Genomic DNA, 12,958 nt, shown 5'->3' with positions numbered 1-12,958 from the left:
CGCAACCGCTCCCAGAACGCGGGCGCGCGAAAAAAGACATGGAACGGAGACACCTTCATGCAACGGAAAGCATTCCTGGTCGGCGCGTGCGTGCTATGCGCCACATCGGCGCACGCGTCGTCGGTCACGCTGTACGGGATCGTCGACAGCTACGTCGAATTCGATCGCATCGGCAGCCTGTCGAGCGTGCGGCAAAGCGGCGGCGGCTCGTCGACGAGCCGGTTCGGGCTGACGGGCGTCGAGGATCTCGGCGGCGGCACGTCGACGAAGTTCGTGCTGGAAAGCGGCTTCTCGCCGGCCGACGGGTCGTTCCAGGGCGGCGCGCTGTTCTACCGGCAGGCCTATGTCGCGCTGCAGAACACGCGCTACGGCGACCTCCGGCTCGGCCGGCAATACACGCCGTCGTTCTACATCGTCTATGACGGCGATCCGTTCGGGCTCAACGAACGACTGTCGCCGCTCGCGCTGCTCGCGACGTCGACGGACACGATCACCGCCAACACGACGCCGCCGATTCCGCGCTTCAACCAGGCGGCGTCGTACCTGAGCCCCGACTGGAACGGCCTGCGCGTGATGGCCACGTACGGCTTCCCGACGCCGAACGCGCTGTCCACGCAGGCCGGACGCAACTACGGCGCGGGGCTCCAGTACCGGATCGGCGGGCTCTACGTCGGCGCCGGCTTCCAGGGCGACACGTCGGCCGGCAACCTGTCGCCCGTCGTCTCCCCGTCGACGACCCGCCACTACGTGTTCGCCGCCAACTATGCATTCGCGCGCGTCAAGCTGTACGCCGCGTTTCTCTATGGCGTCAGCACGGCGCGCAACCTGCCTGCGTTCTCGACCGCAAGTGCCGGCGCGTCGATCAACGTCGGCGCGCTCGATCGCGTGCTCGTCTCGATCGTACGCCGCGACGTGAAAGGCTCGGCGAACGACGCGACCGCGCTCGGCATCGGGTACGACCACCCGCTGTCGAAGCGGACGTCGCTCTACGCACGCTATCTCTACATGAAGAACGGCGGCGACGCCCGCAACACGGTCGTCGTCGGCCTGCAGCCGCAACCGGGCGGCACCGAGCAGGTGTTCGCGCTCGGCCTCGTTCACCGCTTCTGACGGAGTGCTCATGACCCCGACCCTTTCGACCCACCCGGCCACGGTTGACGATGGCACGACGCCGGCGCTCTACCGCCGGATCTCGCGCCGGCTGCTGCCGTTCCTGATCCTCTGCTACACGCTGTCGTTCATCGACCGGATCAACATCGGCTTCGCGCACGCGCAGATGGCGGCCGAGCTGCACTTCTCCGACGCCGTCTACGGGCTCGGCGCGGGCATCTTCTTCATCGGCTACATGGCGTTCGAGATTCCGAGCAACGCGCTGCTTGCGCGGATCGGCGCGCGCAGGACGATCGCCCGGATCATGGTGCTGTGGGGGCTCGGCTCGGCCGCGACGATGTTCGTCACGACGCCCGCGCAGTTCTATGCGTGCCGCTTCCTGCTGGGTGTGTTCGAGGCCGGCTTCTTCCCCGGCATCCTGTTCTATCTCGGCGCATGGTATCCGCCGAAGCAGCGCGCGAAGGCGTTCGCGCTCTTCATGACCGCGCTGTACCTCGCGGGGATGATCGCCGGCCCCGCGTCGGGCGCGATCCTGTCGTACTTCGACGGCGCCGCGGGCCTGAGCGGCTGGCAGTGGCTGTTCCTCGTGGAAGGACTGCCGAGCAGCGTGCTCGGCTTCGTCGCGCTGCGGTTTCTCGACGACCGGCCGGACGACGCACGCTGGCTGTCGGACGCCGACAAGGCCGCGCTGCACGCCGCGCACACGCGGGCCGAAGCCAGCACGCCGGAGGCGAACATGACCCGCCCGCTGCTCGCGCACCGCGATTTCTGGCTGCTGTGCGCGGCCAATTTCGCGATCGCGGCCGCCGGCTATGCGCTGGTGTTCTGGATGCCCGTGATTCTTCATCGCGGCGGCCTGCATGGCGCGATGCAGATCGGGCTGCTGTCCGCGCTGCCCTACCTGTGCGGCATCGTCGGCATGCTCGGGATGGGCTGGCGCACCGAACGCCGGCGCGAATGGCGCGGGCATGGCGCGATCGCGATGATCGCGTGCGCGGCGGCGCTCGTCGGGCTGGCGCGCGTCAGCGGCACGACCCACATGATGATCGCCCTCTGCGTCGCGGTCGCGACGCACGCCGCGACGTTACCGGCGTTCTGGGTGCTGCCGGGGCTCGCGCTGCCGAAGCGCTCGATGGCGGTCGCGATCGCGGCGATCACGATGTCCGGCGCGATCGGCGGGTTCGCGAGCCCGTTCCTGATGGGCGTGCTCAACACGGCCACCGGGTCGATGCGCGGCGGACTCTATTTCAACGCCGCGCTGCTCGCAGCCGGCGCCATCGCGTTGCTGTTCACACTGCGCGCCCGCGCATCGTCTCGTCCGGACGCGGGCTGACCGCGTCGGTCTTTCCTCCCTCACTCTCATCGACCCTCATGAATTTCGAACTCGAACTCGACCACCGGATGATCCGGGACCTCGTCGCACGTTTCGTGAAAGACGAACTGATTCCACTCGAAGCCGCCGTGATGGCGCGCGAGGCCGACGGCCAGCGCTTCGGGCTGCTCGACGACGAGCGCGCGCACCTCGACGAGCGCTCGCGGCAGCTCGGCCTGTGGGGGCTCGACGCGCCGCTCGATGCAGGCGGCGCCGACCTGCCGGCCGTCGCGATGGTCGGTGTAAACGAAGCGATCGGCACGACCGTGACCCCGTACATCCTGCCGCCGGACTCGCCGAACCTGCGGATGCTGTGCGAAGTGGCCGACGACGCGCAGCGCGCGCGCTATCTCGATCCGTACGCACGCGGCGTCACGCGTGCCGCGATGGCGATCTCCGAGCCGGGCGCCGGTTCGGATCCGGGCGCGTTGTCCACGACGGCCGTGCGTGACGGCGACAGCTGGGTGCTGAACGGCCGCAAGATCTGGATCAGCCATGCGACCGAAGCCGACTGGACGATCGTGATGGCGCTCACCGATCGAAGCAAGGGCAAGCGCGGCGGCATGTCGGCGTTCATCGTCGACCGCGATACGCCGGGCTTCATCATCGAACGCCGGATCCCGATGATCGGCGGGCTGTCCACGTATGAAATCGTGCTGGAGAACTGCCGCATTCCCGCCGCGCAACTGCTGGGCCGGGAAGGCGCCGGGTTCGCGCCGATGCAAGCACGGCTCGCGAACCGGCGGCTGGAGATGGCCGCCTGGTGCATCGGCCGCGCCGAGCGCGCGGTCGCGATGCTGTGCGACCATGCGAAACAGCGCACGACCTTCGGTGTGCCGCTCGCGGAACGCCAGGCTGTCCAGTGGTGGGTCGCCGACGCGCTCACGCAAATCCACGCGTGCCGCCTCATGACCTACGAAGCGGCCGCGCGTGTGGATGCCGGGCAGGACGCGCGCACGCAGATCTCGATGGTCAAGGTATTCGCGACCGAAATGGCATCGAGCGTCATCGATCATGCGATGCAGACGCTCGGCGCGATGGGCATGACGAAGGAAATGCCGCTACAGCAGATGGCCAGCGAAGCGCGGTTGATGCGCATCTTCGAGGGCCCGACCGAGGTACACCGTTGGGTCGTCGCGCGCAGCGTGCTGTGATCGCGCGGCCCACCGTCACGATGGAGCCATGCGTTGGATACCCTGCATCTCGTCGATCCTGAAATCCGCCCGCTGCTCGCGATCTGGCCGACCGTCACGCTCAGCACCGACAACCTCGCGCAGTCGCGCGAACGCGTGCTGCCGCTGCCACCGCCCGACCTCGCCGGCAGTACGCTCGAACGCCGCGCGGTGCCCGGCCCTGCCGGCGCGCCGGACGTCCCGGTCCTCGTCTATCTGCCCGAGGCCGGCGCACGCCCGCTCCCGGCGATCGTCCACATGCACGGCGGCGGTTACGTGCGCGGCGCGGCAAAGGACCTCGAGGCGGTACACCGGTCGCTCGTGACGCAGCTCGGCTGCGCGCTGATCTCGATCGATTACCGCCTCGCGCCGGAAACCGTGTTTCCCGGCGCGATCGAGGACTGCTACGCGGCGCTCGCGTGGGTCTTCCGCCACGCCGATGCACTCGGCATCGATGCGGCGCGGATCGGCGTGGCAGGCGAAAGCGCGGGTGGCGGGCTCGCCGCCGCGCTGGCGCTGCTGGCACGCGACCGCGGTGAATACCGGCTCGCGTTCCAGCACCTGATCTATCCGATGCTCGACGATCGCACCTGCACGCGCACGCCGCATCCGCATGCCGGCGAGTTCGTCTGGCATGCGGCCAACAACCGGTTCGGCTGGAGCGCGTTGCTCGGTCATGCGCCGGGCCTCGACGGCGTGTCGCCGTACGCCGCCGCCGCACGCGCCACGCGGCTCGACGGCCTGCCGCCCGCGTTCCTGTCGGTCGGCTCGCTCGACCTGTTCCTCGACGAAAATCTCGACTACGCGCAGCGCCTGCTTCGCGCGGGCGTGCCGACCGAACTGCACGTGCTCCCCGGCGGCGTACACGGTTTCGACATCGTGCCCGGTGCGCGCGTGTCCGAAACGGCGCGCCGCCTCAGCCACGATGCACTGCGCCGGTTCCTGCACGGATGACGAAAACGACGCGGGCGGCCGAAGCCGCCCGCATCCGTACCGCTCAACCGGCTACGCTCAGAACGCGTCGCCCGGCACGCGCACCCAGCCTTCCATCAGCACGCGTGCGCTGCGGCTCATGATCGCCTTGGTGACGGTCCACTCGCCGTTTTCGAGCTGCGCTTCCGCGCCGACGCGCAGCGTGCCCGACGGATGCCCGAAGCGCACCGCGTTGCGTGCGCCGCCGCCCGCCGCCAGGTTGACGAGCGTGCCGGGGATCGCCGCGGCCGTGCCGATCGCGACCGCCGCCGTGCCCATCATCGCGTGGTGCAGCTTGCCCATCGACATCGCGCGCACCAGCAGGTCGACGTCGCCCGCATTCACGCGCTTGCCGCTCGACGCGACGTAATCGGCCGGCTTCGCGACGAACGCGATCTTCGGCGTGTGCTGCCGCGTCGCGATTTCGTCGAGCGTGTCGATCAGGCCCATGCGCAGCGCGCCGTGCGCACGAATCGTCTCGAACTTCTCGAGCGCCTTCGCATCGCCGTTGATCGCGTCCTGCAGCTCGGTACCCGTGTAGCCGATCGCTTCCGCTTCGACGAAGATCGTCGGGATCCCCGCGTTGATCATCGTCGCCTTCAGCGTACCGACGCCCGGCACCGCGAGATCGTCGACGAGGTTGCCGGTCGGGAACATCGACCCGCCCGCGCCTTCTTCCTCGGCGGCCGGATCCATGAATTCGAGCTGCACTTCGGCGGCCGGGAACGTGACGCCGTCCAGCTCGAAGTCGCCCGTCTCCTGCACCGCGCCGTTCGTCACCGGCACATGCGCGACGATCGTCTTGCCGATGTTCGCCTGCCAGATCCGCACGGTCGCGACGCCGTCGCGCGGCACGCGCGCCGGATCGACCAGCCCGCCGCTGATCGCGAACGGGCCGACCGCCGCCGACAGGTTGCCGCAGTTGCCGGTCCAGTCGACGAACGCCTTGTCGATCGACACCTGACCGAACAGGTAGTCGACGTCGTGGCCGGGCCGCGCGCTCTTCGACACGATCACCGTCTTGCTGGTGGACGACGTCGCGCCGCCCATCCCGTCGATCTGCTTGCCGTACGGATCGGGGCTGCCGATCACGCGCAGCAGCAGCGCGTCGCGCGCGGCGCCCGGCGCCTGCGCGGCGTCCGGCAGGTCCTGCAGCCGGAAGAACACGCCCTTGCTGGTGCCGCCGCGGATATAGGTCGCGGGAATCCTGATTTGAGGAGTGTGAGCCATGTGTGCGTTATCCCTGTGTGACTCGATCAAGCCGCCTGCGACGATTCGAGGAAGTCCTGTGCGAAGCGCTGCAGCACGCCGCCCGCCTCGTAGATCGACACTTCCTCGGCCGTATCGAGCCGGCACGTCATCGGCACCTCGACGCGCTCGCCGTTCTTGCGGTGAATCACGAGCGTCAGGTCGGCGCGCGGCGTGCGCTCGCCGATCACGTCGAAGGTCTCGGTGCCGTCGATGCCGAGCGTCGTCCGGTTGGTACCCGGCTTGAACTCGAGCGGCAGCACGCCCATCCCGATCAGGTTCGTGCGGTGGATCCGCTCGAAGCCTTCGGCGGCGATCGCCTCGACACCCGCGAGCCGCACGCCCTTCGCGGCCCAGTCGCGCGACGAGCCCTGGCCGTAGTCGGCACCGGCCACGACGATCAGCGGCTGCTTGCGATTCATGTACGTCTCGATCGCTTCCCACATCCGCATGACCTTGCCTTCCGGCTCGACGCGCGCGAGCGAGCCCTTCTTCACCGCGCCGTCGACGATCGCCATCTCGTTGATCAGCGTCGGGTTCGCGAAGGTCGCGCGCTGCGCGGTCAGGTGGTCTCCCCGGTGCGTCGCGTACGAGTTGAAGTCTTCTTCCGGCAGGCCCATCTTCGCGAGGTATTCGCCGGCCGCGCTGTCCAGCAGGATCGCATTCGACGGCGACAGGTGGTCGGTCGTGATGTTGTCGCCGAGCACCGCGAGCGGGCGCATGCCTTGCAGCGTGCGCTCGCCGGCCAGCGCGCCTTCCCAGTACGGCGGACGGCGGATGTACGTGCTCTGCGCACGCCAGTCGTACAGCGGCGCCGCGCGCTCGCCCGCATCGGCGCCACGCGCGAACATCGGCTCGTAGACCTTGCGGAACTGCTCGGGCTTCACGCTCGACGCGACGATCGCATCGATCTCCTCGTCGGTCGGCCAGATGTCCTTCAGCGTGACGGGCTGGCCGTTCTGGTCGTGGCCCAGCACGTCCTTCTCGATGTCGAAGCGGATCGTACCGGCGATCGCATACGCGACGACCAGCGGCGGCGACGCGAGGAACGCCTGCTTCGCATACGGGTGGATGCGGCCGTCGAAGTTGCGGTTGCCGGACAGCACGGCCGTCGCGTACAGGTCGCGATCGACGATCTCCTGCTGGATCTTCGGGTCGAGCGCGCCCGACATCCCGTTGCAGGTCGTGCACGCGAACGCGACGATGCCGAAGCCGAGCTTCTCGAGTTCGGGCAGCAGGTTCGCTTCTTCCAGATACAGCTCGACCGCCTTCGAGCCGGGCGCGAGCGAGCTCTTCACCCACGGCTTGCGCGTGAGGCCGCGCGCATTCGCGTTGCGTGCGAGCAAGGCCGCTGCGATCACGTTGCGCGGGTTGCTGGTGTTCGTGCAGCTCGTGATCGCGGCGATGATCACCGCGCCGTCGGGCATCTCGCCCGCTTTCTCTTCCCACGCACCGGCAATGCCGCGCGCGGCGAGGTCGGACGTCGGCAGCCGCTTGTGCGGGTTCGACGGGCCGGCCATGTTGCGCACGACGCTCGACAGGTCGAACGTCAGCGTGCGTTCGTACTGCGCGTTGGCGAGCGTATCGGCCCACAGGCCCGCCGCCTTCGCGTAGGTCTCGACGAGCTTCACCTGCTCGTCGCTGCGGCCGGTGAGGCGCAGGTAATCGGTCGTCTGGCCGTCGATGAAGAACATCGCGGCCGTCGCGCCGTATTCGGGCGCCATGTTCGAGATCGTCGCGCGATCGCCGAGCGTGAGGCTCGCCGCGCCTTCGCCACGGAATTCCAGATACGCGCCGACCACCTTTTCCTTGCGCAGGAACTCGGTCAGGGCGAGCACGACGTCGGTCGCGGTGATGCCGGGCTGGCGCTTGCCGGTCAGCTCGACGCCGACGATGTCGGGCAGGCGCATCCACGATGCGCGGCCGAGCATCACGTTCTCCGCTTCGAGGCCGCCGACGCCGATCGCGATCACGCCGAGCGCATCGACGTGCGGCGTGTGACTGTCGGTGCCGACGCAGGTGTCCGGATACGCGACGCCGTCTTGCGCCTGGATCACCGGCGACATCTTCTCGAGGTTGATCTGGTGCATGATGCCGTTGCCCGGCGGGATCACGTCGACGTTCTCGAACGCCTTCTTCGTCCACTCGATGAAGTGGAAGCGATCCTCGTTGCGGCGATCCTCGATCGCGCGGTTCTTCGCGAACGCGTCCGGATCGAAGCCGCCGCATTCGACGGCGAGCGAGTGGTCGACGATCAGCTGCACGGGCACGACCGGGTTGACCTTCGCCGGGTCGCCGCCGCCGTCGGCGATCGCATCGCGCAGGCCGGCGAGATCGACGAGCGCGGTCTGCCCGAGGATGTCGTGGCACACGACACGCGCCGGGAACCACGGGAAATCACGTTCGCGCTTGCGCTCGATGATCTGCTTCAGCGAATCGGCAAGGATCGCCGGATCGCAGCGGCGCACGAGGTTTTCGGCGAGCACGCGCGACGTGTACGGCAGCGTGTCGTAGGCACCGGGCGCGATCGCTTCGACCGCGGCGCGCGCGTCGAAATAGTCCAGCGACGTGCCGGGCAGGGGTTTGCGGTTGGCGGTATTCATGGTGTGGGGAACTCGGGTATGGCGTCCGGCGCACGCCGGCCCCCGTCACGCGGGAGGCCGGTGTGCACGGTGGGCGATCAGCGCTTCTCGATCGGCACGAACTGCAGGTCTTCCGGACCGGTGTAGTTCGCGCTCGGGCGGATGATCTTGTTGTCGATGCGTTGCTCGATGATGTGCGCGCTCCAGCCCGACGTGCGCGAGATCACGAACAGCGGCGTGAACATCGCGGTCGGCACGCCCATCATGTGATACGACACCGCGCTGAACCAGTCGAGGTTCGGGAACATCTTCTTCGCTTCCCACATCACCGATTCGAGGCGCTCGGCGATGTTGTACAGCTTCAGGTCGCCCGCTTCCTTCGACAGCTTGTGCGCGACGCCCTTGATCACCTTGTTGCGCGGATCGGAGATCGTGTAGACCGGGTGGCCGAAGCCGATCACGACTTCCTTGTTCTCGACGCGGCGGCGGATGTCGGCTTCGGCGTCGTCCGGCGAGCTGTAGCGGCTCTGGATCTCATACGCGACTTCGTTCGCACCGCCATGCTTCGGCCCGCGCAGCGCGCCGATCGCGCCGGTGATCGCCGAGTAGATGTCCGAGCCCGTGCCCGCGATCACGCGGCCGGTAAACGTCGACGCGTTGAATTCGTGCTCTGCGTACAGGATCAGCGACGTGTGCATCGCCTCGACCCACGACTTCGACGGCGTCTTGCCGTGCAGCAGGTGCAGGAAGTGGCCGCCGATCGAGTCGTCGTCGGTTTCCGTCTCGATGCGCTTGCCGTTGTGCGAGAAGTGATACCAGTACAGCAGCATCGAGCCGAGCGATGCCATCAGGCGGTCGGCGATGTCGCGCGCGCCCGGCAGGTTGTGGTCGTCCTTCTCCGGCAGCACGGTGCCGAGCACCGACACGCCCGTGCGCATCACGTCCATCGGGTGCGCGGACGCCGGGATCTGCTCGAGCGCCGCCTTCAGCGCGCTCGGCAGGCCGCGCAGTGCGCGCAGCTTGGTCTTGTAGGCGGCCAGTTCGGTCAGGTTCGGCAGCGTGCCGTGAACGAGCAGGTGCGCGATTTCCTCGAATTCGCACGATTCGGCGACATCGAGAATGTCGTAGCCGCGATAGTGCAGGTCGTTGCCGGTCTTGCCGACCGTGCACAGCGCCGTGTTGCCGGCCGTCACGCCCGACAGCGCCACCGACTTCTTCGGCTTGAATGCGCCTGCGGCGGCCGGTGCTGCTGCGTCTTTCGTCTCGCTCATGTTTCTGCTCTCCAATGTGTATCGGGGGGATCAGCTGTCGGCCGGACTTGGCGCTTTAGCGCCTAGTGCGGCCCCATGCTTCGCGGTCGGCCGGACTTGGCGCTTCAGCGCCTGGCCCGGCCCCATGCAAAACGCTCCGGAATCGAATCCCGGCGCGCGGGCACGTTACTTCTTGCCCTGCGCGAACAGCTCGTCGAGCTTGCGCTCGTATTCGTGATAACCGAGGAAGTCATACAGCTCGGCGCGCGTCTGCATCGTCGGCACGGCTGCCTTCTGCGTGCCGTCGCGGCGCAGCGTCTCGTAGAAGTTCAGCGCGGCCTTGTTCATCGCGCGATAGGCGCCGCAGCAGTACAGCGCGATGTCGACGTTCGCCTCGCGCAGCTCGTCGAGCGTGAACAGCGGCGTCGAGCCGAATTCGGTCAGGTTCGCGAGGATCGGCACCTTCACGGCTGCCTTGAAGCGGCGGTAGTCGTCGAGCGACTTCATCGCTTCCGGGAAGATCATGTCCGCGCCGGCTTCGACGTAAGCCACTGCGCGCTCGATCGCCGAGTCGATCCCTTCGGCGGCAGCGGCGTCGGTACGCGCCATGATCACGAACTGGTCGTCGGTACGCGCATCGACCGCGGCCTTGACGCGATCGACCATTTCTTCGACCGGCACGACTTCCTTGCCCGGACGGTGGCCGCAGCGCTTCTGGCCGACCTGGTCTTCCAGGTGCACGGCCGCGACGCCGGCCTTGATGAACGAACGCACCGTGCGCGCGATGTTGAACGCGCCGCCCCAACCGGTGTCGATGTCGACCAGCAGCGGCAGGTCGGTTGCGTTGGTGATCCGGTTCGCGTCGATCAGCACGTCTTCCATCGTGCTGATGCCGAGGTCGGGGATCCCGAGCGAGTTCGCGGCGACGCCGCCACCCGACAGATACACGGCCTTGAAGCCGACGGCCTGTGCCATTTTGGCTGCGTACGCGGTGATCGCGCCGACCACCTGCAGCGGCTGCTCCGCCGCGACTGCCGCGCGGAATTTCGCGCCGGCGCTCTGAAGATGCGTATTGCTCATGAACGGCCTCCTGAAGGAACGACCATTAACAGCAAGGACCGGGCCAGCTCGCGCAACGTCGCTAACCCACTGATTCTTAAGCAACCGGCCCAGGCATCGCACTGCCTTGCGATTTCAATCCAGCAATTTCAAGTTTCAAAAATGAAATCGCACGCGCATAATCGACCGTCATGGACCTCTCCTCGACCAAACCCGTCGGCCCGGCCGATCGCGCGGCGCGCCCGCGCATCTGGGCGATGGGCATCAGCCGCCTGCGCGACCTCTTTCGCGAGATCGCCGGCGAATTCGACGAACGCGCCGACGTGCGCATCGTGACGCGCGCCTATGAGGATGCGCTCAGCGCGATCGCCGAGGCCGGCACCGCGCGGCCCGACGTGATCGTCGCGGCCGGCTCGAACGGCGGCTTCCTGAAGACGCGTGCGCAGGTGCCGGTGGTGGTCGTGTCGCCGACCGGCTTCGACGTGATGCAGGCGCTCGCGCGCGCCCGGCGCGACGCGTCGCGGATCGCACTCGTCAGCGCCGGAGAAACGCCGCCCGAAGTGCGCCGCTTCGTCGCCGCGTACGGCCTCGACGTGCAGTTTGCGTCATATCAGTCCGCGCAGGAAGCGGAAGCCTGCGTGCACGAGCTGCGCGACCGCGGCATCGAGACGATCGTCGGCCCCGGCCTCGTCACCGATCTCGCGGCCAGCGCCGGCATGGGCGCGGTGTTCCTGTATTCGCACGCATCGGTGCGCAAGGCCGTCGATACGGCGCTCGAAGTCGCGTATGCGACGCATGCCGAGGCATTCCGCCGCCAGCGGCTCGACAACCTGCTCCAGCACCTGCGCGACGGCGTGGTCGCACTCGACGCGCGCGGCCGCGTGGAAGCGATCAACGAACGGCTCGCGTCGGCGCTCGGGGTCGAACCCGCGGCGGCCGTCGGCCGCGCGCTCGTCGACCTGCGGCCCGAGCTGCGCACGCTGCGCGGCGAGGACGGCGACGCGCTCGCCACCGTGCGCGGCGTGCGCTATGTCGTGCATCGCGGGCCGCTCGTCGATCGCGGCGTCACGTCGGGCAGCGTGCTGACGTTCCAGGAATCGCGCGCGGTCGAACGGCTCGACCGCGCGCTGCGTTCGCAGCCCACCACACAGCAGTTCGCGGCGCGCTACGCGCTCGACGACGTGGTCGGCGCGTCGGCGCCGATGGCGCGCGTGCGCGATCTCGTGCGCCGCTACGCGAAATCCGACGCGACCGTGCTCGTGCTCGGCGAAAGCGGCACCGGCAAGGAGATGATCGCGCAAAGCCTGCACGCGCTGTCCGCGCGGCGCAGCTACCCGTTCGTCGCGGTCAACTGCGGCGCGTTCCCGGAAGCGCTGCTCGAGAGCGAGTTGTTCGGCTATGAGGAAGGCGCGTTCACGGGCGCGCGGCGCGGCGGCAAGACCGGCCTGTTCGAAGCCGCCCACCGCGGCACGCTGTTTCTCGACGAGATCGGCGAAATGCCGCCGTCGCTGCAGAGCCGGCTGCTGCGCGTGCTGCAGGAGCGCGAGGTGATCCGCCTCGGCTCGACCGAGCCGATCCGCATCGACGTGCGCGTGATCGCCGCGACGCACCGCCCGCTGCTCGCTGCCGTCGAGGCCGGCACGTTCCGCGCGGATCTCTACTACCGGCTCAACATCCTGAACGTCGGCCTGCCGCCGCTGCGCGAGCGCGCAGCCGATATCCCGGCGCTCGCGGCCACGCTGCTCGTGCAGGCCGCACGACGTGAACCGCGCCTCGCCGAACGCCTGCGCGACGCCGCCGACGCCGCGCGCGTGCTCGGCACGACGCAGGCCGCGCTCGCGCGCTACCGGTGGCCCGGCAACGTGCGCGAACTGCAGAACGTGATCGAGCGGATCGCGGTGGAGCTGGCCGAGGAAGTCGACGAAAGCGACCCGGCCGCCGCGTGCGGCGCGCTCGATCCCGGCGCGCTGCAGGCCATCGCGCCCGAGCTGTTCGCGGTGCCCGCCGACACGGCCGACGCCGACGATGCGCAGACGCTGCACGCGCGCCGCCGTCGCGCGGAAGCCGACGAGATCCGCGCGGTACTCGATGCATGCGGCGGCGACCGCGACCGCGCGTGCGCGATGCTCGGCATCAGCAAGACGACACTGTGGCGGAAGTTGTCGGTGAAGTAGGTCGGGCGCTGCGCCGTGA

Annotated in this window: 9 protein-coding genes; 5 read left to right on the top strand and 4 right to left on the bottom strand. The window is 68.6% G+C overall.

What is annotated here, in order from left to right:
- Positions 1–57 precede the first annotated feature (57 nt).
- The 4 genes from ACN8ZM_RS31540 to ACN8ZM_RS31525 are packed head-to-tail and all read left to right on the top strand — an operon-like array spanning position 58 to position 4,608.
- On the top strand, positions 58–1,110 hold the full coding sequence (locus ACN8ZM_RS31540) for a porin (RefSeq protein ID WP_420211738.1): 1,053 nt from the start codon (positions 58–60) through the stop codon (positions 1,108–1,110).
- Between the two features lie 10 nt (positions 1,111–1,120).
- Positions 1,121–2,443: an MFS transporter gene (locus tag ACN8ZM_RS31535; protein WP_420211737.1), complete on the top strand. Its 1,323-nt coding sequence runs from the start codon at positions 1,121–1,123 to the stop codon at positions 2,441–2,443.
- Positions 2,444–2,481: 38 nt separating this feature from the next.
- Positions 2,482–3,636 carry an acyl-CoA dehydrogenase family protein gene (locus ACN8ZM_RS31530; protein WP_420211736.1) on the top strand — a complete coding sequence of 385 codons (1,155 nt, stop codon included), beginning with the start codon at positions 2,482–2,484 and terminating at the stop codon, positions 3,634–3,636.
- Positions 3,637–3,669: 33 nt separating this feature from the next.
- Positions 3,670–4,608 carry an alpha/beta hydrolase gene (locus ACN8ZM_RS31525; protein WP_420211735.1) on the top strand — a complete coding sequence of 313 codons (939 nt, stop codon included), beginning with the start codon at positions 3,670–3,672 and terminating at the stop codon, positions 4,606–4,608.
- 57 nt (positions 4,609–4,665) lie between these two features.
- Here ACN8ZM_RS31525 and prpF read toward each other — a convergent pair whose 3' ends face one another.
- The 4 genes from prpF to prpB form a co-directional block, all read right to left on the bottom strand.
- Positions 4,666–5,856: a 2-methylaconitate cis-trans isomerase PrpF gene (gene prpF / locus ACN8ZM_RS31520; protein ID WP_089451639.1), complete on the bottom strand. Its 1,191-nt coding sequence runs from the start codon at positions 5,854–5,856 to the stop codon at positions 4,666–4,668.
- 26 nt (positions 5,857–5,882) lie between these two features.
- Positions 5,883–8,477 (bottom strand): Fe/S-dependent 2-methylisocitrate dehydratase AcnD, encoded by a 2,595-nt coding sequence (acnD, locus tag ACN8ZM_RS31515; protein ID WP_420211734.1) that lies wholly within the window; start codon positions 8,475–8,477, stop codon positions 5,883–5,885.
- Between the two features lie 77 nt (positions 8,478–8,554).
- Entirely contained in the window at positions 8,555–9,727 is a 1,173-nt protein-coding gene (prpC, locus tag ACN8ZM_RS31510; protein WP_043181158.1) for a bifunctional 2-methylcitrate synthase/citrate synthase, read from the bottom strand.
- Between the two features lie 165 nt (positions 9,728–9,892).
- Positions 9,893–10,786 carry a methylisocitrate lyase gene (prpB, locus tag ACN8ZM_RS31505; RefSeq protein WP_011353756.1) on the bottom strand — a complete coding sequence of 298 codons (894 nt, stop codon included), beginning with the start codon at positions 10,784–10,786 and terminating at the stop codon, positions 9,893–9,895.
- 170 nt (positions 10,787–10,956) lie between these two features.
- Between prpB and prpR the strand changes: the two genes are divergently transcribed.
- Positions 10,957–12,939 carry a propionate catabolism operon regulatory protein PrpR gene (gene prpR, locus ACN8ZM_RS31500; RefSeq protein WP_043181161.1) on the top strand — a complete coding sequence of 661 codons (1,983 nt, stop codon included), beginning with the start codon at positions 10,957–10,959 and terminating at the stop codon, positions 12,937–12,939.
- The last annotated feature ends 19 nt before the right edge of the window (positions 12,940–12,958 follow it).

It is taken from the genome of Burkholderia aenigmatica (genome assembly GCF_048627025.1).
Classification (GTDB): domain Bacteria; phylum Pseudomonadota; class Gammaproteobacteria; order Burkholderiales; family Burkholderiaceae; genus Burkholderia; species Burkholderia aenigmatica.
This window is presented reverse-complemented; position numbering and strand designations above follow the sequence as displayed.

Coding starts and splice junctions, on each gene's coding strand:
- prpF (WP_089451639.1), bottom strand. CDS start 5,856: ATGGCTCACACTCCTCAAATCAGGATTCCCGCGACCTATATCCGCGGC.
- prpC (WP_043181158.1), bottom strand. CDS start 9,727: ATGAGCGAGACGAAAGACGCAGCAGCACCGGCCGCCGCAGGCGCATTC.
- prpR (WP_043181161.1), top strand. CDS start 10,957: ATGGACCTCTCCTCGACCAAACCCGTCGGCCCGGCCGATCGCGCGGCG.
- prpB (WP_011353756.1), bottom strand. CDS start 10,786: ATGAGCAATACGCATCTTCAGAGCGCCGGCGCGAAATTCCGCGCGGCA.
- ACN8ZM_RS31535 (WP_420211737.1), top strand. CDS start 1,121: ATGACCCCGACCCTTTCGACCCACCCGGCCACGGTTGACGATGGCACG.
- ACN8ZM_RS31540 (WP_420211738.1), top strand. CDS start 58: ATGCAACGGAAAGCATTCCTGGTCGGCGCGTGCGTGCTATGCGCCACA.
- ACN8ZM_RS31530 (WP_420211736.1), top strand. CDS start 2,482: ATGAATTTCGAACTCGAACTCGACCACCGGATGATCCGGGACCTCGTC.
- acnD (WP_420211734.1), bottom strand. CDS start 8,477: ATGAATACCGCCAACCGCAAACCCCTGCCCGGCACGTCGCTGGACTAT.